This window comes from Mesorhizobium sp. B2-4-18, assembly GCF_006441385.1.
In the GTDB taxonomy this organism is placed as follows: Bacteria; Pseudomonadota; Alphaproteobacteria; order Rhizobiales; family Rhizobiaceae; genus Mesorhizobium; species Mesorhizobium australicum.
The window spans coordinates 97,017-117,909 of the sequence record NZ_VFUW01000014.1 but is presented as its reverse complement, the minus strand read 5'-3'; the positions used below and the strand labels follow the sequence as shown (position 1 = coordinate 117,909).

Below are 20,893 nucleotides of genomic sequence, written 5' to 3'. Positions count from 1 at the left end.
GTCGGTCCCAAGAACCGTCTCGTCGACGGTTAGCGTCGGCTCGGTGCCGGTCGTCGATATGCTCGGCCCGTCATCGTCAAAGTTGATGAAAGAGCCGACCTCCTCGGTATGGCCATTGGTGTTTTGCGCCGTGAAATGGAACTCGGTGATGTCACAGCCTTCGTTTGCATCGACCCCCGTAACCGTCAGCCGATCCATGGGATTGCTCGTGGTGATGTTGACGGTGGTGACGTTGTCGAGGCCGGTGATGGTTACGGTGCCTGTGCCCATGCCGCTGACGGTGACGTTGCCGCTTCCCGTGGCATAGGTGCCATTAGCGGTGATCGGCGACGCAAACCCGGATGTGCCGGTCAGCGTAAGGCTGGCGATGGGCGCGGGGGTGGTGGGGCTGCCGTCATAAAAGTTCAAGCCTTGCTCGTTGCCCGTGACATTGACGGTGCTGATTTTGATGTCCACCCGCAAACTCGGATTGGAAGGCGTGATCTGGTTGATCGTAAACCCGGCCTGCGTAATGTTCTCGAGGTGGCCGCCGTACTGTATCTGCGAAGCGGTACCCGCGGCCAAGGTGCCGCCAGTCACGAAATCGACCTGCAACGCCTCAGCTGGATTGATGCTCTGGTTGTTGACGCCGAAGCCTTGTGTACTGACGTTGGCGGTGGCATTTGCCGCCCCGAGGAAACCTGTCACCAAAATCTGCTTCGTAGCGTCGCTTCCCGAATCGATCACATAGAAATCATGATTGCCGGGAGCCGCGTTCTGGCCCGAGAAATTAACCACCGAGGTTCCGGCGACCGATGCGAACACCTTATCGGTTAGATCGATGCGGTCGTCCGGGTTGGTCGCGTCCGGATGGTGCAACGGCACATACTCGACTAAGTAAAGGTCCGCGTTTGTGGCGCTCGTGGAGTCCAGACCAAACGAGAAGGCGAGGGGGCCATTCGCAACGGGCGCGGCAGACGGATCAGAGGTGCCGATGACACCGATCACGACGTTCGCATGCGTTGCGTCCTGGAACAGCCATATATATTTTCCGTCGTCAGTCTGAAGGTTGCTGTTCACGCCAACCGTGGTGGAGAACGGCGTGCCGGAAGCGTTTTGCGTAAGAACGATCGAGTTGATGGTTTCTCCGGCGCTCGCCGTGGCCCGCACGAAGTTAGCCTGGAATGCGGTTTCGAGCGGAGAACCGAGAGTCTCGAGATATTGCAGCGTCGTGTTGGTGCTGTACGGCGCAACGGCCGGGTTGATATCATTGTCTTGGAGGCCGGTCGTTTCGTCGATGATGATGTCTTGGGCGAGGATGTCGAGTGCCATCGGAATTCTCCCTGGTTATTGCGGCAGGCGCAAATCGGCCCCAACGCCGGCAACCGGCCGCATGGGCGCGCATCCGCCGGTACGGCCGGCGCTACGCGTCCTCGTTAAAGAAACTGGAGTGGTGGAATGGATCGGGGGTAGGGCGTCGAGGCGTTCCAAGCCCTTCGCTCATGCCCCGGTCAGGCGTTCCCGCGCGGACGTGTCCTGCGCGCGTGGATCATCCGCAGCCGGCGGATGCTATCAGGCAATAAATAGGCCATGATGATGACCCCCCTCCCTTGGCACGCACGGATGTGCATGCCGTCCTCCTTTTATTAGCAATAGCTAAAAAGCTACTCCAATTTGTGGATAATTCAATATGCCTATTGCATTTTTGAAATTCATATGAATCTAAACCGATTCAACGAGCGTCGAACAGCCGTGAAAACGCGGCAATGCTCGCCCGCCAAGTGTTTGACATGCAAAGAGAATGCAGTAGATTACAGGCTTTGCACGCTGTTCGGTGATCAACACTGACCAGCCTCGGCAGAGAGCAACTAAAATCAAACATGCTGGAAGCAAATTCGCTAACTGCACCTATGATGGATTGGACGGATCGGTATTACCGGTTCTTCCGTCGCCAGTTGACGGCCCGCAGGCGAAGATCGACGTGGCCGATCCTCAGGTCAATGAACTCCTATTCTCGCCCAACCTCTCCATCAATGAAACTGGCGCTCTCGATCCTGCTGCTTCTGTTGGTCGCGGGACGGTGACCGCCTCGACACCACGTCTCGTGCAGAGACCGGCAAGGTCGAGTTCGAGGTCCCCGGCATCCGCAGCGAGGGCGTCCAGGCGGTCGACATCGAAATGGCACGCGACGGCGCCACTGCCTATGTCGCGCTCGGTTCGGCCAACCGGGTGGCCGAAGTGGATGCCAAGACGCTGGCGGTGCGCCGCCTCTATCTCGTCGGCCAGCGGCCGTGGCACGTGGCGCTGTCCGATGACCAGAAGCGCCTGGTCAGCGCTAATGGCAATTCCGGCGACATCTCGTTCATCGATCTGGAGAATGAGGAGGTGGTGAAGTCGGTGCCGGTGGGACGCGGCCCCTGGGGAGTGGTGATCGGTCCATGAAGGCGCTGTCGCTCGAGGGCCGTTCAGTTCGGCGGTCGAACTGATACGCTTCACGCTCTATCTACGCTTTGATCCCGTTTCCGCCCTTGTCGTTCTCGCCTGCCTCGTCGTGTTTTTCCTGGCGGCAGTGGTCGGCTACGACCCCGGCCGCGGCCTGTGGTCCCGGCGCGGCGGCGAGGGCTGATCATTTCAGGGCGTAGAGGTAGGCAGCGATATCACGCGCCTGCTGCTCTGTGATCCCCGTCGATGGCATTGCCGTGTGCGGATTGATCTCCCTGGCCGCTCGTATCCAGCGGATCAGGTTCTCCGGATTGTTCGCCAGCATGCCGGCGATAAAGACCCGGTCGGCAAGGCTGGAATCGAGGCGCGGACCAACCTGGCCTTGTGCCCCCGGCACGCCGGGGATCGTATGGCATCCAGAGCAGCCGTTCGCGATCATGATCGGAATGGCGCGCGCTTCCAAGCCGCCGGTCGCCATGTCCGATTCGTGGCGAACACGATCGCGCCGGTCGGACCACAAGGTCGCTGCGGCGACTGCCGCGGTCAGTAGCAGGATCGCGGCGAGCGCGCCGCCCACCATCCTAGCCAGGCCGGAGCGCATGGCTTGCCTCCCTGATTCCGCTCGTACTTATCCAAAGGCCGGCAAGCAGCAAGGCGGCTCCGCCATAGATCAGGCCAGCCGGAACCCACATCACCAGTCCGGCGAGCTGCTGGTCCTCGATCGGGGTTAGACCCCAGAGCGCCGCGCCGGCGGCATTCTGCGGGTACCAGAGTCTGGGCGACAACAGCAGCAGCACGCCGAGCAGACCGGTGTGCAGTGACGTGAAGAAGAGATGCATGACCGCGCTGCCATAGGCCTGCTGGCGGCCGGAACGCGGCAGAATCCCCCACCAGAACAGCAGGGCTGTGCCGAGGAAGCTCGCATGCTGGGCGTAGTGCAGCACGCCCTGCTGAAGCGCTGCCTCGAACAGGACGGGAACGTGCCAGATCCAGATCGCGATGCCGTGGATGGCGGTTGCGTTGAGGGGGCGGCTGGCAACGGTCCAGATCGCATGAAGAGTCCTGCCGTGCGTGAGCCTTCCCGTCCCTCGGCGAAGTCCGGTCGGCAATGCCCATATCAGGGCTGCGCCGGGGCAGGCGGCGACAAGGAGTGGCGCCGCTACCGCCATCAGCAGTTCATGCTCGATCATGTGGGCGGCAAACACCCGTTCGCCAAGCGCATGGATCGGGCTGACCAGCGCTCCGGTCAGCACGCCCCAGCCGGCGGTGAACAACAGAACTTGCCGCGTCCGCTCGGAGCGGCCCCGGCTGCTGCGGCGCCATAGCCGGCTCGCTCCGAGCGCATAGATGAGCGCGATTGCGGCCAAAGGGAGCGTGATGGGAAACGCAAGCGTCCATCCCGCTTCGGGCGCGCCGGCGCCATAGCAGATCGAGGTTGAGAAGAAGGCCTCGAAGCTCATCGCAGGCACTCGTCGAGAATGAGTGCGGCGCTGCCCTGCATGACGATGACGAGGGCAAAAAGCAAAGCCGCAAGAATGCCGAGATCGGCGACGAATTTCTCGGTGCCGCGCGTGCGCTCCGGCTTGAAAGCCGCGCCCCCTTGCCGCCGTGCCCGCCAAGAAAGCATGCCGCCGAGAAGTGAAAGGAAGGCCAGCAGCAATGCGATCGGAAGCACGACCGGAACCTGGCGATTGCACTGCCACGGAACAAGCGCGTAGTTCAGCTGCGTCGAGATTGCCCAAGCCAAAGGCCCCGACAGAAGACCACCCCAGGACATTCCCAACCGCAGCGCGCGCATCAGCCTAGCCTCGGTACCCAGTAGATGAGCAGGTAGATCGGGATCCAGGTGAGCACCACGAAATCCCAGTAAAAGACGTTGTCGCCCACATCGCCGAAGCGCCGGCCGCTATAGCCATGGCGTGTGAACATCAGCACCGTCAGCACGATCGTGTCGCCCACGTCGGTGATCAGATGCGTGGTGTGCAGTCCAAGCAACACCCAAAGCATCGAGCCGTATGCGTTTGTGTCCCAATAGATATTCAATGCCGGGAACTCGAACCAGCGCACCACGAGCGGGGCGACACCGAACAGCGACATCACGACCATGCCGATCCGCACCGGTACCATTGCGCAATGCTCGGCGTAGCGATTGAGGATGTGGTTTGGTACCAGGCTGGCGATCAGCAACAGGGTGACGATCGTTCCCGGCCAATGGTTAGGTTCCGGGGCGCTCAGACGCCAGTTGGGCCATGACATCGCCAGATAGAGATAGGCGCCGGCCGCCAGCGCGAAGCCCGTCCCTTCCAATGCCATGAAGCCGAGCGTGCCCCACCAGGTCGGGCTGCGCGGACCATGGCCAAACGTAGGGAGGGCGGAAAGGTCGGTGACGGGCCGCTGGTTCATTCCTCGTCCTCCGGATCGCCCTTGGGCCAGAACCAGCCGACCAGCGTGAGCGCGATCGGTACGGCGCCCCAGACGATCGCCCACGGCGTGAAGATCGAGTAGAGGAACGTGCCGCCCACGGCGATCGCCGCCAGCAGTGGCCAGATCGACGGCGTCGCCGATTTCTCGCGGATGTCGGGGTAGGCCTCCGCCACCGTCGAGATGAGCAACTCGCGGACATCGACGCGGAGTCCAGTTGCGACGGGAAGCGCCTCTCGTTCGGCCCACAGCGGCTCGACATTCGTCACGATCGGAATGCGCGTGAAATTGTAACTTGGAGGCGGGGACGACGTGGCCCATTCCAGGGTGCCGGCATCCCAGGGGTTATCCCCGGCCGGAGCCCCTTTCAATGCGCCATGTATCAGGTTGAAGGTGAACAGCACGAAGCTCAGGAAGAACAGCACCGCGCCGGCGCTGATGAACAGGTTGATGTTGCCCCAGCCAAGCTCCGCCGGATAGGTGTAGACCCTGCGCGGCATGCCCCACAGGCCGACGAGATGCATCGGGAAGAAGGCCGCGTTGAAGCCGATGAAGGCCAGCCCGAAATGCCAGCGTCCGAGACGTTCGCTCATCATGCGCCCGGTGATCTTGGGGAACCAGAAATAGGCCGCGCCCAGCAGCGGGAATACCGATCCGCCGATCAGCACATAGTGGAAGTGGGCGACGACGAAGTAGGTGTCGTGCACCTGAAGGTCGAGCGGCACCGAGGCGAGCATGACGCCGGTTAGCCCGCCGATGACGAAGATGAAGAAGAAGCCGAAGACGAACAGCAGCGGCGTGCGGATCACCGGTCTGCCATCCCACAAGGTCGCCAGCCAGCAGAAGATCTGCACGCCATTGGGGATGGCGATCAGCATGCTGGACGCCGTGAAGAAGCTCGCCCCGAGCTTCGGCAATCCGGTTGCAAACATATGATGCACCCAGAGGCCGAACGACAGGAAACCCACCGCGATCAGCGACAGGACCAGCCCTAAATGGCCGAACGTCGGTCGCCGGGCAAACGCGGGAATGATGGAGGAGACCATGCCCGTCGCCGGCAGGAAGATGATGTAGACCTCGGGATGACCGAAGAACCAGAACAGATGCTGAAACAGCAGGGCGTCGCCGCCCTCCGCGGGGTTGAAAATGTGGGTTCCGACAAGCCGGTCGAGAATGAGGAAGGTCGAGGTGATCATGACCGCCGGCATCGCGAAGACGACGACGAAGGAAGTGACCAGCAGTGCCCACACATAAAGCGGTATCTTGTCCAGCGACATGCCGGGCGCGCGTTGCTTGAACACGGTGACGATGGTGGCGACGGCGACCGCAAGCGACGACACTTCGGTATAGGTGATCATTTGCGCCCAGACGTCAGCGCGCTTGCCAGGAGAGAATTCCGGTCCGGATAGGGGCACATAGGCGAACCAGCCGACGTCCGGCGCCATGTTGAGGAGGAAGGAGATCCAGGCAAAAGCCCCGCCCGAGACGTAGATCCAGTAGCCGAATGCATTGAGCCGCGGGAAGGCGATGTTGCGGGTGCCGACCATCAGCGGCACCAGATAGATTCCCGTTGCCTGAACGATGGGCACAGCGAACAGGAACATCATGGTGACGCCATGCATCGTGAACAGCTGGTTGTAGAGGTCCGGCCCGATCAGCCCGCGCTGCGGCCCGGAGAGTTGGATTCGCATGGCGACCGCGTTCAGCCCACCAAGGCACAGGAAGATGAAGGCCGTGATCAGATAGCGCCTTGCGATGACCTTGTGGTCGACGCTCGACAATGCTCCGATGATGCCGGGCGGCGTGCGCCATGCCCGCGTGAGCCAGTGGTGCAGGCTGGCATCGTCCATGCCAGTATCGCGCGGTCCGTCATGCTCGGGAGCCAGGTCGCCCTGGGTGGCGGTCTCGCGTTTCGGCGGCAGGTCGCGTTCGCTGATCAGATCCGCGCTGCTCATTTCAGACCCTCGAGGTAGGCGACGATGGCGTTGAGTTCGTCGCCGTTGAGCTCCACCACAGGCATGTGGGAACCGGGCTTCACGCCTTGGGGGTCCGCTATCCAGGCAGCGATATTGCCTCGGCTCATCGTCAACGTGCCGGCGGCGAGCGTGCGCCGGCTGGCAATATGCGTCAGATCCGGCGCGACGGTTCCTCCCGCTGGAGTGCCCCCGATCCTGTGGCACATCACGCAGGGACGCTTGAGGAACAGGTCCTCGCCAGTCTTGGCCTCGTCGCTCGCCGGAGGGCCAGACGGCTGCAACTGGTCGTTCCACCAAGCGTCGAACTTTTCCTTCGGCTCAGCGATGATGAAGGTACCCATGTTCGCATGCTGCGCACCGCAGAACTCGGCGCACTGGCCGCGATATACGCCAGGCTTGTCGGCCTTGATGTCGAGCACATTGATATGGCCGGGGATGAGGTCGAGCTTGCCGGAAAGGCTCGGCACCCAGAAGGAATGGATCACGTCCGTCGATGTCAGCAGAAGCCGTACGGGCTCCCCGGCGGGGATGTGGATCTCGTTCGCCGTGGTCAGGATGCGGCTCGGCGTGGCGTCTTCGTAGCGGACTTCCCACCACCATTGGTGGCCCGTGACGCGAATGGTGAGCGCGGCGTCGGAGCCGATCGCCGCAAGTGTCCTGTTGGCGAAGAAGCTCAGCAAGGTCAGTCCGACCACGATCACTGCGGTCAGCCCGACGGCGATCACGACAACGCGCAACTTTCGATGGTCGGCGCCGGCGTCGAGCACGAGCGGCTCGGCGCCGTCCCGCGACCGCATCATCAACGGTGTGGCAAGAGCGATCATCACCAGGACCCAGATCACCGCGCAAAGCGCGGTGAAAAACCAGATGAGCCATGCCAGCTCACTGGCAGCTGGCCCTTTCGGGTCGAGCGCTGATTGCCATCCCGCGCATCCCTGCAGAAACAAGACGCAGGCCGTGCCGAACCCGGTCGACGCAAGGCGCTTCACGGTGATTTCCCCAGCGTGGCTGCATCCGGCATGCGGTTTTCCGACGGATGCGGCATCATGTCGTCATTGCGTTGCGGCGCGGCGGACGAGGGTGCGTTGCCACTCAGCGAGCGAACGAAGGCGGCAAGCTCCCAAATCTGGTCATCGGGAATCTTGTCGCGGAAGCTCGGCATGCCTTTTGGCCGCCCATCGCGGATGGTAGCGTGGATGCTCTCGATCGAACTGCCGTAAAGCCATTTCTGGTCCATCAAGGCCGGCCCCATGCCGCCGCCGCCATTGGCATGACAGCCCGAACAGTTGAACCAGCTGAACAGGCGCTTGCCCTCGCTGAGGTGGAAGGCATTGGCCTCGAAGCTGGCTGCCTTGTTGTCGCTGGCCGAAGGCCGCTGTCCACCGGGTTCCAATGTGGTCACAGGCGCCGGCTGCTCACCCGATCCGAGCGAGGATTGCGGGCGCGTGTCACGCTCCTCGCGCTGGCATGCCGTAAGCGCTAGGGCCGTAAACAAGAGCATGGCGGCACCGTGCTTCATCGCACTGGGCTCCCCGGGCCATCGAGGCGCGGCACGCCATATTGCGACAGCAATGCGTCGATCTCGGCCTTGTGCCTGGCCAGCGCGCTGTTCACATCGCCACGCAGCGCATCGTCCTCGCGCCGAACGCCCATCGAGATGTCGTAGATCATGGGCAATTGCGGCCCGTCGATGCGAGGCGTGACGGGCGTGACGCGGAGAGGCACTTTCTGCTTGGCGGCGAAGTAGCCGGCGAGCGGGCCCCAGACGACGGCAAGATCGATGTCTCCGGTCGCCACTGCTTCGACGATGCGCGCCGGAGGGTTGGGTGCGGAGTAGTCGCCATAGACGGGATAGCCGACGAGATGCCCGACGATGCCGCGGCGGCCGAGCGCCTGGACGGGAGGCGAATTGGCCCCGTCGTCGCCGATGAGTTGCACGCCGATCCGCATGGCGCGCAGCCGCGGATCGTTGAAGGATGCCACATCCGGACCGTCCTGGCGGGTGACGAAAACATAGGACGACCGATAATAGGGGGTGGTGGTGCGCAGCATTTCGAGATTGGCCGGCGTGCCGGGCACGAGATCGCAAAGGCCGGCCTTCAGCGTGTTGCGCACGAAGCCCCGGCGCTGTGCCCACCAAGTGTAGGTCAGTTTGGCGCCGAGATCGGCGGCCACGATCTCAGCGATCCTGTTCTCGAAGCCCTGACCGGCGGCGTTGGAGAAGGGCATGTTGTTCGGGTCGGCGCAGACCCTCAGTTCACGCACATTCGCTGTCGCCGGCAAGAGCAGCAAGGCGAGGGCGGCCATGCCGGTTGCCATCCGCTGGAGCGCCTTTCGCACCTGGCGCGAGGGCCGCTCGAGTGCCTCAGGGGAGCCGGAACACATAGAGCGTGCCTCCCGCCGTTGTCGCGTCCTTGAGATCCTTCATCGCGTTGACGAAACCGAGGGCAGCGGTGGCGTCGCGCGGATCGAGATCGCCGGACACGATGGCGCCGGCCCAGCCGCCTACACCCGACAGGATCGCCACATATTGGTGTCCGTCGGGGCCGCGATATGTGATGGGCTGGCCGATGATGCCGGACGACGTCTTGAATTGCCAAAGCAGCTCGCCGGTCTTGGCGCTGACCGCCTTGAACCAACCCTCCATGGTTCCGTAGAAGACGATATCGCCGGCGGTCACGACCGCGCCGCTCCACACCGGGAAGTTCTCCTTGAGGCTCCAGGCGGGCTTCTCCGCGGCGATGTCCCAAGCGGTGAAGGCGCCCCGGTTCCCACCAGGCCCGGGGATCATGCGCACGTTCATGCCGACATAGGGCGTGCCGGCGATGTAGTTCACCTCGACGCCTTCTTCGTCCATGCACAGATTGTTATGCGGGATGTAGAGCAGCCCTGTCTTCGGCGAGAAGGCGGAAGGCTGCCAATCCTTGAGCCCCGACGCGGTCGGGCAGATGTCGCGGACGACCTTGCCGGTACCGGTCTTCTTGTCCGGATTTTCGACCAGACGGCCGCTGTTGAGGTCGACACCCTTGCTGGAATTGACGGGGCCGTAGGGCTTCGCGGACAGCACTTCGCCGGTGGTCCGGTCGAGAATGTAGAGATAGCCGTTGCGCTCGGGCCGGACCAGCACCTTGCGCGGCTTGCCCTGCCAGTTCATGTCGAGCAGGACCTGCTCGTTGATCCCGTCATAGTCATGAAGGTCATGCGGGCTCCACTGGTAGAACCATTTCGCCGCTCCGGTATCGGGGTCGCGGGCGAAAATCCCTGACGTCCATTTGTTGTCGCCGGGCCGCAGATCCGGGTTCCACGGTCCGGGGTTGCCGGTGCCGTGGAAGATCAGGTTGAGATCCGGGTCGTAGGAAATCCAGCCCCACATGTTGCCGCCGCCGATTTTCCAGGCTTCCGGCGGCCATGTCGTGACGCCAAGGTCCTTGCCCTTGTCCATGTCGTAATGCGGCTTGAAATCGGGGCCGATCAGCACGTCCTTGTCCGGTCCGGTGCCGTAGGCCGTCCAGACGACATGACCGTCGCCGGCGTCAAGCGCCTTGACCCAGCCGCGGACGCCCATCTCGCCGCCTGAATTGCCGACCAGCACTTTGCCTTTCACCACCAACGGCGCCATGGTGATGGTCTCGCCTATGTTGATGTTGCCGATATGGGAGTTCCAGATCGGCTGACCGGTGTTCGCATCGAGTGCGATGGTGTGACCGTCCAGTGTGTTGAAGAAGATGCGCCCGTCCGCGAAAGCCGCGCCGCGATTCACGACGTCGCAACAGGCAACCCCTTGCGCCGCGGGTTCGGGATTGGGTTCGAACTTCCATTTCATCGGCGCGCCTGGCTTGGTGAGGTCGAGCGCGTAGACCATGTTGGGGAAGGGGGTCACGATGTACATCGTGCCGCCGACGACCAGCGGCGCCGCTTCCTGGCCTTTGTTGACGCCGGTGGAGAAGGTGAAGGCCACCTGCAGGTTCTTGACGTTGCCTTCGTTGATTTCCGTGAGCTCACTGTAGCGGGTCGACGCGTAGTTCTTGGCCGGCATCGTCCATTGCCCATCGTCGCGCGGTGCGGCGGAAGCCGGCGGCGAGATCGCCGACGGTGGCGGAGCTTCGGAAGCGCCCGTCAGCAGAGGAGTGCAAGCCAGCAGCAACCCCGCAAGGAAGCTCTGGAGATGTTTTCTAGCTGCCGCCGGGCGGTTTGTGCGTACCGCGTCGACGCAGGGCGTTGCACACCGCGCTGCTTGCTTCATTTCGGTGTCGCGCCTCCGACGCCTGAACCGATTTCCGCTGCGATGTCGGCCTCGGTGCCCGAGCATAGCGGGTGACCCCAGCCGGAGGCGCTTTTTCCGCCGGGATCGAGATCATAGATGATGGCATCCTTACGGTTGGGATTGACGCCTGCCGGGACCTTGTCGAGGCCGAGAGCCGCGCGAACGCGCCAGGCGACATTGTGGTCGGCGCAAGAGGAATCGCCACTGACGCCAAGCGCGCCGACGATCGTTTTGCCGTCGTAAAGGGCCAAGCCCCCGCCAAACACGACGACGCCGCCGATAGGCTTGCCGACCAACGGATCGTTGGCGCTGCCGAAGGTTTTGGGATCGCCCGCATAAGCCGCGGCTTGGTTGACGGGGTTGGTCGCCTGCAGCCCGAACAGCGGCCCACCCGGTTGCACGCCAGCGTAGAGATTGGCCGTCGACAGGGCCATTTGAGCCAGGCTGAGACCGTTGGCGGTGTTGGCTTTCTCCGCTGCGACGAGCCGACTGCCCGGCCATTGCGAATCGACTGCGGGGCCGCTGAACGCAATCGCGCAGACAGTGCCATCGCGGGCAACGATCGCGCCCCATTCGTTGGTTTCAAAGCCGCCATTCGCTGGTCCGCCGCTTGCCTTCACATTGGCTTTGAGGACTGTAAGCAGCCTATCGTGATCGGCCGGACAAGCCTGCTGCGCCATGGCCCTGTCATCGTGGAGCAGGTCGCCCATCAGCAACAGCAAACCAAAGGCAGATACGAAAAGCTGACAGCGATACATTGTCTTGGGCATTCGTTCGAACATCAAAGAGAACCCTGGCAGATCGTGGAACGCGAGCAGGCGTCGTGCCTAACTCGCACAATGCTTCTATGTTCCTGCTTTGGAAAAATTCGTGCAGTTGGATTTGAAGGCTGGTGTTCAGCCATGCTGTCCGTGTCATCCCAAGCCTCCTTTGGCTGGCGATAGAACCGACAACTAATGTGCTGCTTAATCCGGACAACTCATGTCATGTGCTTACGACACAGATCGGAGAGGGACTTGCCTACATCGCACATGTCGTCGATATGAAGGTCGATGAATTCGCCGAAGGGCTTCAGGCGCGCTATACGGGACTTTGTCAGCGTCTCACCATGATCGACTTGGCGTAAATTCGTGTGCACTCGGCAGGTTCTAACGATTTGATGTTAAAGAAAAAATGCTGAAAAATCAAAATCATAGAGTGGCCGTGGCCCCCATGATGGACTGGACGGACCGCCATTGCCGGTTCTTCCATCGCCAGCTGACGACACATGCGCTGCTTTATACCGAAATGGTTGTGGCCGACGCGGTTATCCACGGCGCGCGCGAGCGGCTGCTTGGCTTCGATGAGGTGGAACATCCCGTCGCCCTGCAACTTGGCGGCTCCGATCCGGCAAAACTTGCCGAAGCGGCGCGCGTTGGCGAAGCCTTTGGTTATGACGAGATCAATCTCAATGTCGGCTGCCCGTCCGACCGCGTCCAGTCGGGCACGTTCGGCGCTTGCCTGATGAAAGTACCCGACCTCGTCGCAACCTGCGTCGCGGCGATGAGGGCGGCGGTGACGGTGCCAGTCACGGTCAAGTGCCGCATCGGCGTCGATGAACAGGATCCGGAGCCGGCGCTCGATGCGCTGTCGAATGGGGTTTTCGATGCCGGCGCCGATGCCTTGTGGGTGCATGCTCGCAAGGCGTGGCTGGAAGGGCTGAGCCCCAAGGAAAATCGCGACATCCCGCCGCTAGACTATAACAGGGTTTATCGGTTGAAGGCTGGAAAACAAAGCAAATTCATAGGCATCAATGGCGGTATTCAGTCTCTTGGCGAGGTGCGGCTGCATCTCGATCATGTCGACGGAGCCATGCTCGGCCGCGCCGCGTACCACACACCAGGCATTCTGGCCGGCGTTGACGCCGCCTTCTACGGTGCACGGTCGGAAGCGTTCGATTTCGCGGCACTGATCGATGCTATGGCGGAGTATGCGGCGCGCCATATCGAACAGGGCGGCCGGCTCGGCCATGTCACCCGCCATATGGTCGGGCTGTTTCATGGGCTGCCCGGCGCGCGCCGCTATCGTCAGATCCTGTCCACCGACGCAACCCGACCCGGGGCCGGGGCTGACGTGCTGAAGACTGCTTTCGCGGCTGTCGAACTCGGTGGAGCGACCGCCGAAGCGGCCTGAGCTCAGTCCCTGAGGATCATCCGGTCGCCGCGCACGTCGAAGCCCGACAGCGAACCGATGAAGTTCATGCCGAGCAGGCTTTGGCTCAGCATGCCGGGAGCGGCGATCATCACCGGCATATCCTTGCGCACGATGCCGCCGATCGCCAGTTCGTCGGTTTTGACCGCCGCGGCGCGCGCCATGCCATTGGCGGTCGAAACCGGTATCGTGTAGTTGAGCGCCGCGGGATTGAAGCCTGCGGCCTGGGCGTCCTCCGAAGTCAGAACCGTGCTGGTGGCGCCGGTGTCGACAACGGCGCGAACCGGGTTGCCGTTGACCAGGATGCGCGCTTCGAAATGGCCATTGTCGGCCTTGTCCAAGGTCACGGTGGCGTGGCCGTCTTCGACACCGAGCGCCAGCGGGCTGCCGGGAACGAGGCCGGCGGTCACCCGGCTGGCGACGTCCTGCAGCTCGTAGCGATATTGATAGCCGGCGATCAGCGCGAGCACGATAGCCGCCCAGGCGCCGAGATTGCGGGCCATTACTCCCAGCGGAGCGGACCGCAGCAAGCCGGCGCCGATAAGGGCGCCGAAAGCCCCAAGCCAGATCAGCCGGCCAAAATCGTAATTCTCGACGCCGAACGTGCTGCCGGCGGAATCGTTGAGCATGAGCAGGGCTGCCCCTACACCGATCACCGCCATCACAACCCAGAACAGCCGGCTGCTCACTCGTCCCTCGCTAGAGTGCGTCGCGTTCGCGTGCCATGCGGGTGCGGCGCGTTTCCCGGCGCGGCCGGCGCTCGACGGTTTCGAGCCGGGCCGGCAGTTCGGCCATCACGCCGCGGCGCGTCTCGGGCGTCATCCCCATCCAGGCGCCGATCTCCTCGCGCGTGCGGCCGCAACCGAAGCAGAAGCCGGTTTTCATATCGATCGAACAGACCAGGATGCAGGGAGATTCGATGGCCGTCATGACTTTCTCTCGAGGGACCCGTTCGGAATCCGCTCTTTCATCTCCACATGGTGCAACGGCAAAGCCAATGCAAGCCCTCCCGATCGCGCCTTCCGTGGCTGCCTTTGCGGCAAATCAGGAAGGACGATCGAGGAGGTTGTGCCGGTCACGCAAGACAGCTATTCCGCTCCTCTGTTCCAGGAACGATTGTTCGCGACATGACCAGTGCACTGCCTTTCGACGATTTCCGCGACCTGCTCGGCAATCTGCCATTGGCCGACCTCAAAGCTGAAGCGCGCGTGCGCACACTGTTTGCCAAGGCCGACAAGCCTGGGAATTCGCTTGGCCGCGTCGAGGACATCGCCGCATGGCTCGCAGTCTGGAGCGGTCGCGCTCCGCCTGCCGTGACCAGGCCCCTGATGGCTGTCTTTGCCGGCAACCATGGCGTTGCCAGGCAAGGCATTTCGCCGAGGCCCGTGGCGGCGACCGCTAACGCGGTCGAGCTTTGCGCGGCCGGCGGTGCGGCGATCAACCAGATCTGCATTGCCAACGACCTCGGTCTGAAGGTGTTCGATCTTGCCCTGCACATCCCGACCGGTGACATCACCGAGGACGCGGCGCTCGATGAGCGCGGTTGCGCCGCCACCATGGCCTTCGGCATGGAGGCGATTGCCGGCGGCACCGACCTGCTTTGCCTCGGCGATCTCGGCGTCGGCAATTCCACCGTCGCCGCCGCCCTGCTCGCCGCGCTTTTGGGGGGCAGGGGTGCCGACTGGGTTGGCCCGGGATCCGGCGCCGACGCGGCGATGCGGGCTCGCAAGGCAGAGGTGGTCGATGCGGCGCTGGCCTTTCACGGCCGCCATCTCGAAGATCCGCTTGAGGCGCTGCGCCGGGTCGGCGGCCGCGAGTTCGCGGCGATAGCCGGCGCAATCCTTGCCGCGCGGATGCAGCGGATACCGGTACTGCTCGATGGCTTCGCGGCAACGGCAGCCGCGGCCGTGCTGCATGCGGCGAACCCCGCAGCCCTTGATCATTGTCTTCTCGCCAGCCTGTCGCCCGAGCCTGCGCATGCAAGGGCGGCCGAGCACCTCGGGCTGCGTCCGCTGCTCGATCTGGGGATCGGCCACGGCGAAGGGGCGGGAGCCGCTCTGGCGGCTGGGCTGGTCAAGGCGGCGGCGCTGATCAGTTCGGGTATGGCGGCGGCTGTGCGGGGTTGACTACGCGGCACCAGCGTTTACGGGGTCCTTACCGCCGTCGCGCGGCTACTGCCGCGGTCGGCAGCGCCGGCAGTTCTTCCATCACCCGGCTCAGCGGGAAGATGGCGATCGCCTCGGTGCCTTCGCGCAGCTTGGAATGAAGCTCGAACTCGCCGCCATGCATGGCGAGCAGCCCTTGGACGATCGGCAGGCCAAGCCCGGTGCCTTGCTCGGCGCTCTTGATGGCGATCGAACCCTGGCCGAAGGCTGAAAGCACGACCGGAATCTCGTCCTCGGGAATGCCCGGACCGTTGTCCTTGATCGAAATGTATTGTCCGCCGCCCGCCGTCCAGCCGACCCGGACGCGGATTTCGCCGCCGGTGGCGGTGAACTTGATGGCATTGGACAGAAGGTTGAGCGTGATCTGGCGCACGGCGCGCTCGTCGGCGAACAGCCGCGGCAATGTCTGTTCGAAATCCTGGAGGACGCGGATGTCCTTGTTGCGCGCCTTCAACTCCATCATGTGGCAGCAATCCTCGACGATGTTGAGCAACATGACCGGCTCCTCGTTGAGCTGGTAGCGGCCGGCCTCGATGCGCGACAGGTCGAGGATCTCGTTGATCAGGTCAAGCAGATGCTGGCCTGAGTCATGCACGTCGTGGGCGTAGTCACGATAGGTGGGATTGCTCATCGGCCCGAGGACCTCGTTCGCCATCACCTCGGAAAAGCCGAGAATGGCGTTGAGCGGCGTGCGCAATTCGTGGCTCATCGAAGCGAGGAAACGCGATTTTGCCAGGTTGGCGTCCTCAGCCCGCCGCCGCGCCTCGTCCGACATTGACTTCGCCGTCTCCACTTCGGCGATCAGCGCGTCCTTTTCGGAGCGGAACGACAACAGCAGCAGGGAGAAGCGATTGAGGTGACTGGCAATATAGGCGAAGAAAGGCAGCGACAGGACAAGCAACGCGGCCATGATGGCCTCGACCGGCATCCACGACTTGGTCGCGGCATAGGCGTAGAGCGCCACTGGAACCGCGAAGGTCGCCAGCAGTGCTCCGCCCAGGGACGAGGCCATGAGCGCCGTCCCTGCCATGGCAAACAGCAGCACCACCGCCTTGACCGCCTGGAACTGGTCGACCTCGCAGGCCCCGCAGCCCAGCCAGACGAACCAGGCCCAGCCCAGACCACAAAGGAAGTGGCCGACCAGGAATTCCCTTCGCGTTTGCAAGGCGTTAAGCTCGGAAGCTTCCGTGCGCTCGATGCGCCGCGCCATGAAAACGACGATCGTATAAGAGGTCAGCGTAAACAACGCCCAGAGCCCGATCTCATTGCCGACACCGGCCAGACGACCGGCCGCGGCGATCGCCAGGACGAGCATCGGGATGATGACGACGGCACCGCTGGTCATCGCCTGGGCATGGAGCTTCAGCAGCTCGCGGTCGAAATCGAGATTGCCGGCCTGCTGCGAAAGACGGTCGCGCGTCTTGCGAACCGCGCGCGCGACATCGCTGTTGCGATGCCGTTTCCTGCGGTCCACAATGAACTTGTCCGCCGTGTTCGAGCGTTGCAAGGGCATCAAAAGCTTCAATTTATGCGCGCAGCGATTTCAAGGTGTTAAGCTACGTTCGAATGATTAACCAACCGTTTGCCATATGAGCCGTTCGTGGTCGCCAAGGTCGCGCCCGAGGTACGCGGCAGCGCGCCCGAGAAGTCCGGGGCGAAAGCTGCTGGATTACGGGCTGACCGTCATCATTCTGGGGCTGCTGATCCTGCTTGCGGCGCGTCTCGATCGAGTGGAGACACGCAAGGCGCAAGGTACAGCCATCATCAATGACGGCGATTCGATCACGCTCGGCACCGAGCGCATCCGCATGCGCGGCATCGACGCCCCGGAATACACCCAGACTTGCCACAAGAACGGCGCCGATTATGCCTGTGGCACGCTGGCGCGCCAGTCGCTGGTACGGCTGATCGCCGGCAGGCCGGTCACCTGCAGCGGCTGGCAGCGCGACCGCTATGGCCGGTTGCTCGGCGACTGCAAGACCGGCGGCACCGACCTAAACCGCGCCCAGGTCGAGGCCGGCTGGGCCGTTGCCTATGGCGCTTTCGAAGGCGAGGAAGCAACGGCCCGCGCGGCCAGGGTTGGCATCTGGGCGGGCACGTTCGACCTGCCGCAGGACTGGCGCGATAGTCACCACGGCGAGGTCGTCGAGCGAAAACATGGCACACTGGCGTCGATCGGCGACGCGGCGCGCGAGATCTTTCGCTTCTGGTGAAGCGTGTCTGGCGGAAGGAAAAGGAGGATCGAAATGAAGCTGTTCGACGGCGGCCGGGCACCCAACCCTCGGCGGGTTCGGATTTTTCTCGCCGAGAAGGGGATCGCGGTTCCGTTGGTGCCCGTCGACATGGGCGCGCTGGAGCACAAACAGCAGCCGGTAAGCTCGCGCAACCCGCTGCGGCGCCTGCCGGTGCTGGAACTCGATGACGGCACCATCCTCACCGAATCCGTCGCCATCTGCCGCTATTTCGAGGAACTCCATCCCGAGCCGGCATTGTTCGGAAACGACGCGCTTGGCAAGGCAAAGGTCGAGATGTGGCAGAGGCGGATGGAGTTCAACCTGCTCAGCAGCGTCACGCAGGCTTTCCGCCATATCCATCCCGCCATGAAGGAATGGGAAATTCCGCAGATCCCTGAATGGGGTGAGGCCAACAAGCCGAAGGCGGTGGAGTTTCTCATGCTGCTCGATGCTGAACTCGGCAGCCGTGAATTCGTCGCCGGCGACAGCTATTCCATTGCCGACATCACAGGGCTGATCGCGATCGACTTCATGAAGCCGGCACGCATCAAGGTGCCGGAGGAATGCACCAATGTGTCGCGTTGGCATCAGGCAATCTCCAGCCGGCCGAGTGCCGCTGCTTGAGCGTGGAACTGGACAGATTCGCCGCGACGGTCCGCGCTTGCCGCATCTGCGCGGACGATCCCATCGGCAAGCCGCTGGCGCATGAGCCGCGTCCGGTGCTGCGACCCTCTTCCAGCGCCCGTATCCTGATCGCCAGCCAAGCACCGGGAACCAAGGTGCATCTGTCGGGCATGCCCTTCACCGATGCTTCGGGCGACCGTTTGCGGACTTGGCTTGATGTGACCAGCGACGAATTCTACGACATCGAGAAATTCGCCATCGTGCCGATGGGCTTCTGCTTTCCCGGACAGGATGGCAAGGGCGGCGACCTGCCGCCGAGGCGCGAATGCGCCCCGGCCTGGCGCGCGCCCTTGATGGCGCTGATGCCGCGGATCGACCTGGTGCTGACGATCGGCATCTACGCGCAGACCTGGCATATGGGCGCGGCGCGGCGCGCCTCGCTGACGGAAACCGTGATGGACTGGCGCGCCATCTGGGAGAATTCCGTCGGCCCCAAAGTGCTGCCGCTGCCACATCCATCCTGGCGCAACACAGGCTGGTTGAAGCAGAATCCGTGGTTTGAAATGGATTTGCTGCCTTTCCTGCGCTCGGAAATCCGCTATCGCCTCGGTTAGGCATTGAGCAAGAAAACACTCGCTTTCGACGCAAGCGGCAGAATTTTTTTCTTGTGAATGGCCCAAATAAAAGGGAATATAGCGAAACTATTCCACCAGGAGCCTCCGATGGATCGCCTCGACCGAAAAATTCTCCGCCTGCTGCAGGAGGACGCGACGCTCGCGGTCGCCGATGTCGCCAAGAAAGTCGGCCTGTCGACCACGCCGTGCTGGCGGCGCATCCAGAAGCTGGAGGAGGAGGGCGTCATCAAGCGGCGCGTCGCCATTCTCGACCACGAGAAGGTCAATGTGCGGGTCACCGTCTTCGTGTCGATCCGCACCAATTCGCATAGTCATGAATGGCTGCGCCGGTTTTCCGAGGTTATCCAGGAATTTCCCGAGGTGGTCGAATTCTATCGCATGAGTGGCGACGTCGATTACCTCTTGCGCGTCGTGGTGCCCGACATTGCCGCCTACGACGCCTTCTACAAACGGCTAATCGCCAAGATCGAGATCCGGGACGTGTCGTCGTCCTTCGCCATGGAGCAGATCAAGTACACGACCGAAATCCCGCTCGACTATATGGTGCTGGACAAGGAGTCGGGCGCGAACGCGGCCTGAGCCCTCCGTTCAATTCTTCTTCTTGTTGAGGAAGCTCCAGGGCGAGTTCACCGGCAACACAACGGAGTCCGGAACCGTGTCGACGCCCACGACATCTGCCTTGCGCACGGTATAGCCGGACTGGATGACGCTGACGCCGTCGAGAATGAACAGCTGGCTCTTCTCCATGTCCGGGTTCAGGGCGCCGGTGACGGCAACCGACTGGTAGGCCTCGGACATTTTGTAGGGACGGGCTGGTGTGACCAGCACGATCTGGTTGGGCGGAGGCGTCGGCATGTGGCTGCACGCGCCCGTCCATGGCACCAGCAGGAACTGATAAACGAGATCTCCGTCACGATCGACCGGCAATGCATAGCCGTCTAATTGTATAGTCTTGTCGTGCAGGGCGACTGAGAGTGTCTCGCCATGATCCGGCAGTTTCGCCGCGATCATCGGCAAGCCGGCGTCTTCGGCGATGGCCTGCGTCGCCGGGCGCAGATCCTTCCAGAAGATGTGCGTGGTCTCGGCCGAAGCGCCCGCGGTGGAGAGTGCAAGCGCGGCCGCAAGCGCCAGGATCGCTTTGAAATGGTTCATGGTCGCATCCTTTGCGGGCGAGTAAAGACGCCGCTGTCGGTGGCGTCAATGCCCGAGCCGCGTCACATGTCGGCGAGAACCGGCTGCGGCAATCCCCGCCTTGTCAGGTCTTTCTGGTGGCGAGACGTTCGTGGGTTTTGGCATGCGAGAGTTCTTTCACCGCATCCTTGCCGATCCAGCGCGCCGTCCTGTTCGCGGAGTTGGCAAGTTCCTGCGCCAGGGCAAGGGCAGGGCCATGCAAACCCACCGACCGTTTGCCGATTTGCCGCAGCGCCCAGTTGACCGCTTTCCTGACGAAATTGCGCTCGTCGCGGGAATGAGCCTCGACTAGCGGCAGGTAGGACAGAAACGTCGCGTCCGGCTCCTTTTTCAAATGCACTGACGCCCATGCCAGCATCGCGAAGGCCGTGCGGCGAACGAATTCGCGCTCGTCGGCGGCAAACTCCTCGACCAGCTGGCGCCAGAACAGCGTATCCACGAACAGATCCGAGACGGTGTCGACGATCTCCCAGGAATCGAAATCGCCGGCCCAGCGGCGGCACTCTCCGATGGTGATCTTTTTCGGCTCGCCGGTGAAGGCCGCCATCAGCCGTGCTTCGCGAACGCCGCTGTCCCACAGCGCCAGGGATCGCTCATGGTTGCGTTTCAGCTTGCGCGCCAAAGGCCGCAGATCCGCATTGGCGACACCGAGCGCGGTCGCGGTGTTGATACCGAACCGCCCCATGCCGGCGCGGACTTCCTCGGTTCCGATCGAATGCAGATGAGCGACGATGTCCTGCGCGGTCCAGCCTGGAACGGGCAGGGACACTGC

General features: G+C 62.9%; 23 protein-coding genes and 1 pseudogene. 8 read left to right on the top strand and 16 right to left on the bottom strand.

Annotated elements, in window-relative coordinates:
• Positions 1 to 1,311, bottom strand: a pseudogene (locus tag FJ527_RS26880) (hypothetical protein); the annotation flags it as partial.
• Between the two features lie 846 nt (positions 1,312 to 2,157).
• On the opposite strand from FJ527_RS26880, the gene FJ527_RS26875 reads away from it, so the two are divergent.
• Positions 2,158 to 2,421: a hypothetical protein gene (locus FJ527_RS26875; protein ID WP_246677814.1), complete on the top strand. Its 264-nt coding sequence runs from the start codon at positions 2,158 to 2,160 to the stop codon at positions 2,419 to 2,421.
• 184 nt (positions 2,422 to 2,605) lie between these two features.
• Here FJ527_RS26875 and FJ527_RS26865 read toward each other — a convergent pair whose 3' ends face one another.
• Genes FJ527_RS26865 through FJ527_RS26820 form a run of 10 tightly spaced genes read right to left on the bottom strand, consistent with a single transcriptional unit; the run spans position 2,606 to position 11,864 of the window.
• A complete protein-coding gene (locus FJ527_RS26865; protein WP_140824292.1) occupies positions 2,606 to 3,022 on the bottom strand; it encodes a c-type cytochrome in 417 nt (138 codons plus the stop codon).
• Entirely contained in the window at positions 3,003 to 3,881 is an 879-nt protein-coding gene (locus tag FJ527_RS26860) for a cytochrome c oxidase assembly protein (RefSeq protein ID WP_140824465.1), read from the bottom strand. Before FJ527_RS26860 ends, FJ527_RS26865 begins: the two co-directional genes overlap by 20 nt.
• A complete protein-coding gene (locus FJ527_RS26855; protein WP_140720409.1) occupies positions 3,878 to 4,219 on the bottom strand; it encodes a hypothetical protein in 342 nt (113 codons plus the stop codon). The genes FJ527_RS26860 and FJ527_RS26855 overlap by 4 nt, the downstream gene beginning before the upstream one ends.
• Positions 4,219 to 4,824, bottom strand: a complete 606-nt coding sequence (locus FJ527_RS26850; protein ID WP_140720411.1) for a cytochrome C oxidase subunit III — start codon at positions 4,822 to 4,824, stop codon at positions 4,219 to 4,221. Before FJ527_RS26850 ends, FJ527_RS26855 begins: the two co-directional genes overlap by 1 nt.
• Positions 4,821 to 6,797: a cytochrome c oxidase subunit I gene (gene ctaD / locus FJ527_RS26845; RefSeq protein ID WP_140824464.1), complete on the bottom strand. Its 1,977-nt coding sequence runs from the start codon at positions 6,795 to 6,797 to the stop codon at positions 4,821 to 4,823. Before ctaD ends, FJ527_RS26850 begins: the two co-directional genes overlap by 4 nt.
• The gene (gene coxB, locus FJ527_RS26840; protein WP_140824463.1) at positions 6,794 to 7,807 is read right to left on the bottom strand and encodes a cytochrome c oxidase subunit II; all 1,014 of its coding nucleotides are present in this window, start codon (positions 7,805 to 7,807) and stop codon (positions 6,794 to 6,796) included. The genes ctaD and coxB overlap by 4 nt, the downstream gene beginning before the upstream one ends.
• Positions 7,804 to 8,337, bottom strand: coding sequence for a c-type cytochrome (locus FJ527_RS26835; protein WP_140720414.1), 534 nt, complete (start codon positions 8,335 to 8,337; stop codon positions 7,804 to 7,806). Before FJ527_RS26835 ends, coxB begins: the two co-directional genes overlap by 4 nt.
• Positions 8,334 to 9,125: a substrate-binding domain-containing protein gene (locus FJ527_RS26830; protein ID WP_224621993.1), complete on the bottom strand. Its 792-nt coding sequence runs from the start codon at positions 9,123 to 9,125 to the stop codon at positions 8,334 to 8,336. Before FJ527_RS26830 ends, FJ527_RS26835 begins: the two co-directional genes overlap by 4 nt.
• A gap of 58 nt (positions 9,126 to 9,183) precedes the next feature.
• Positions 9,184 to 11,061 (bottom strand): methanol/ethanol family PQQ-dependent dehydrogenase, encoded by a 1,878-nt coding sequence (locus tag FJ527_RS26825; RefSeq protein WP_140824462.1) that lies wholly within the window; start codon positions 11,059 to 11,061, stop codon positions 9,184 to 9,186.
• Complete coding sequence (locus FJ527_RS26820) at positions 11,058 to 11,864, bottom strand: heme-binding protein (protein WP_181166501.1); 807 nt, start codon at positions 11,862 to 11,864, stop codon at positions 11,058 to 11,060. Before FJ527_RS26820 ends, FJ527_RS26825 begins: the two co-directional genes overlap by 4 nt.
• A gap of 110 nt (positions 11,865 to 11,974) precedes the next feature.
• Between FJ527_RS26820 and FJ527_RS29455 the strand changes: the two genes are divergently transcribed.
• Both FJ527_RS29455 and dusA read left to right on the top strand, forming a co-directional pair.
• Positions 11,975 to 12,208, top strand: coding sequence for a hypothetical protein (locus tag FJ527_RS29455; RefSeq protein ID WP_181166500.1), 234 nt, complete (start codon positions 11,975 to 11,977; stop codon positions 12,206 to 12,208).
• Positions 12,209 to 12,255: 47 nt separating this feature from the next.
• The gene (gene dusA / locus FJ527_RS26810) at positions 12,256 to 13,254 is read left to right on the top strand and encodes a tRNA dihydrouridine(20/20a) synthase DusA (RefSeq protein WP_140824461.1); all 999 of its coding nucleotides are present in this window, start codon (positions 12,256 to 12,258) and stop codon (positions 13,252 to 13,254) included.
• A gap of 2 nt (positions 13,255 to 13,256) precedes the next feature.
• Here the strand turns inward: dusA and FJ527_RS26805 are convergent, their stop codons facing one another.
• Together FJ527_RS26805 and FJ527_RS26800 are read right to left on the bottom strand one after the other, a co-directional pair.
• On the bottom strand, positions 13,257 to 13,934 hold the full coding sequence (locus tag FJ527_RS26805; RefSeq protein WP_041163451.1) for a TIGR02281 family clan AA aspartic protease: 678 nt from the start codon (positions 13,932 to 13,934) through the stop codon (positions 13,257 to 13,259).
• Positions 13,935 to 13,971: 37 nt separating this feature from the next.
• Positions 13,972 to 14,202 carry a DUF1289 domain-containing protein gene (locus FJ527_RS26800; RefSeq protein ID WP_140824460.1) on the bottom strand — a complete coding sequence of 77 codons (231 nt, stop codon included), beginning with the start codon at positions 14,200 to 14,202 and terminating at the stop codon, positions 13,972 to 13,974.
• A 197-nt stretch (positions 14,203 to 14,399) separates the two neighbouring features.
• Between FJ527_RS26800 and FJ527_RS26795 the strand changes: the two genes are divergently transcribed.
• On the top strand, positions 14,400 to 15,398 hold the full coding sequence (locus FJ527_RS26795; protein ID WP_140824459.1) for a nicotinate-nucleotide--dimethylbenzimidazole phosphoribosyltransferase: 999 nt from the start codon (positions 14,400 to 14,402) through the stop codon (positions 15,396 to 15,398).
• Between the two features lie 28 nt (positions 15,399 to 15,426).
• Here FJ527_RS26795 and FJ527_RS26790 read toward each other — a convergent pair whose 3' ends face one another.
• Positions 15,427 to 16,950 carry a HAMP domain-containing sensor histidine kinase gene (locus tag FJ527_RS26790; protein ID WP_140824458.1) on the bottom strand — a complete coding sequence of 508 codons (1,524 nt, stop codon included), beginning with the start codon at positions 16,948 to 16,950 and terminating at the stop codon, positions 15,427 to 15,429.
• 76 nt (positions 16,951 to 17,026) lie between these two features.
• Here FJ527_RS26790 and FJ527_RS26785 point away from each other — a divergent pair, with 76 nt between their 5' ends.
• The 4 genes from FJ527_RS26785 (at position 17,027) to FJ527_RS26770 (ending at position 19,509) form a co-directional block, all read left to right on the top strand.
• Positions 17,027 to 17,650: a thermonuclease family protein gene (locus FJ527_RS26785; protein WP_140824457.1), complete on the top strand. Its 624-nt coding sequence runs from the start codon at positions 17,027 to 17,029 to the stop codon at positions 17,648 to 17,650.
• Positions 17,651 to 17,683: 33 nt separating this feature from the next.
• Positions 17,684 to 18,295, top strand: coding sequence for a glutathione S-transferase (locus FJ527_RS26780; protein ID WP_140824456.1), 612 nt, complete (start codon positions 17,684 to 17,686; stop codon positions 18,293 to 18,295).
• Positions 18,235 to 18,909, top strand: a complete 675-nt coding sequence (locus tag FJ527_RS26775; protein ID WP_140824455.1) for a uracil-DNA glycosylase family protein — start codon at positions 18,235 to 18,237, stop codon at positions 18,907 to 18,909. Before FJ527_RS26780 ends, FJ527_RS26775 begins: the two co-directional genes overlap by 61 nt.
• A 108-nt stretch (positions 18,910 to 19,017) precedes the next feature.
• Complete coding sequence (locus FJ527_RS26770; protein ID WP_006205209.1) at positions 19,018 to 19,509, top strand: Lrp/AsnC family transcriptional regulator; 492 nt, start codon at positions 19,018 to 19,020, stop codon at positions 19,507 to 19,509.
• Positions 19,510 to 19,518: 9 nt separating this feature from the next.
• Here FJ527_RS26770 and FJ527_RS26765 read toward each other — a convergent pair whose 3' ends face one another.
• On the bottom strand, positions 19,519 to 20,082 hold the full coding sequence (locus tag FJ527_RS26765) for a DUF3299 domain-containing protein (protein WP_140824454.1): 564 nt from the start codon (positions 20,080 to 20,082) through the stop codon (positions 19,519 to 19,521).
• A gap of 103 nt (positions 20,083 to 20,185) precedes the next feature.
• Positions 20,186 to 20,890: a DNA alkylation repair protein gene (locus FJ527_RS26760; RefSeq protein WP_140824453.1), complete on the bottom strand. Its 705-nt coding sequence runs from the start codon at positions 20,888 to 20,890 to the stop codon at positions 20,186 to 20,188.
• Between the last annotated feature and the right edge of the window lie 3 nt (positions 20,891 to 20,893).

Coding starts and splice junctions, on each gene's coding strand:
- FJ527_RS26875 (WP_246677814.1), top strand. CDS start 2,158: ATGGCACGCGACGGCGCCACTGCCTATGTCGCGCTCGGTTCGGCCAAC.
- FJ527_RS26865 (WP_140824292.1), bottom strand. CDS start 3,022: ATGCGCTCCGGCCTGGCTAGGATGGTGGGCGGCGCGCTCGCCGCGATC.
- FJ527_RS26860 (WP_140824465.1), bottom strand. CDS start 3,881: ATGAGCTTCGAGGCCTTCTTCTCAACCTCGATCTGCTATGGCGCCGGC.
- FJ527_RS26855 (WP_140720409.1), bottom strand. CDS start 4,219: ATGCGCGCGCTGCGGTTGGGAATGTCCTGGGGTGGTCTTCTGTCGGGG.
- FJ527_RS26850 (WP_140720411.1), bottom strand. CDS start 4,824: ATGAACCAGCGGCCCGTCACCGACCTTTCCGCCCTCCCTACGTTTGGC.
- ctaD (WP_140824464.1), bottom strand. CDS start 6,797: ATGAGCAGCGCGGATCTGATCAGCGAACGCGACCTGCCGCCGAAACGC.
- FJ527_RS26835 (WP_140720414.1), bottom strand. CDS start 8,337: ATGAAGCACGGTGCCGCCATGCTCTTGTTTACGGCCCTAGCGCTTACG.
- FJ527_RS26830 (WP_224621993.1), bottom strand. CDS start 9,125: ATGGCCGCCCTCGCCTTGCTGCTCTTGCCGGCGACAGCGAATGTGCGT.
- FJ527_RS26825 (WP_140824462.1), bottom strand. CDS start 11,061: ATGAAGCAAGCAGCGCGGTGTGCAACGCCCTGCGTCGACGCGGTACGC.
- FJ527_RS26820 (WP_181166501.1), bottom strand. CDS start 11,864: ATGTTCGAACGAATGCCCAAGACAATGTATCGCTGTCAGCTTTTCGTA.
- dusA (WP_140824461.1), top strand. CDS start 12,256: ATGCTGAAAAATCAAAATCATAGAGTGGCCGTGGCCCCCATGATGGAC.
- FJ527_RS26805 (WP_041163451.1), bottom strand. CDS start 13,934: ATGGCGGTGATCGGTGTAGGGGCAGCCCTGCTCATGCTCAACGATTCC.
- FJ527_RS26800 (WP_140824460.1), bottom strand. CDS start 14,202: ATGACGGCCATCGAATCTCCCTGCATCCTGGTCTGTTCGATCGATATG.
- FJ527_RS26795 (WP_140824459.1), top strand. CDS start 14,400: ATGACCAGTGCACTGCCTTTCGACGATTTCCGCGACCTGCTCGGCAAT.
- FJ527_RS26790 (WP_140824458.1), bottom strand. CDS start 16,950: ATGCCCTTGCAACGCTCGAACACGGCGGACAAGTTCATTGTGGACCGC.
- FJ527_RS26785 (WP_140824457.1), top strand. CDS start 17,027: ATGAGCCGTTCGTGGTCGCCAAGGTCGCGCCCGAGGTACGCGGCAGCG.
- FJ527_RS26780 (WP_140824456.1), top strand. CDS start 17,684: ATGAAGCTGTTCGACGGCGGCCGGGCACCCAACCCTCGGCGGGTTCGG.
- FJ527_RS26775 (WP_140824455.1), top strand. CDS start 18,235: ATGCACCAATGTGTCGCGTTGGCATCAGGCAATCTCCAGCCGGCCGAG.
- FJ527_RS26770 (WP_006205209.1), top strand. CDS start 19,018: ATGGATCGCCTCGACCGAAAAATTCTCCGCCTGCTGCAGGAGGACGCG.
- FJ527_RS26765 (WP_140824454.1), bottom strand. CDS start 20,082: ATGAACCATTTCAAAGCGATCCTGGCGCTTGCGGCCGCGCTTGCACTC.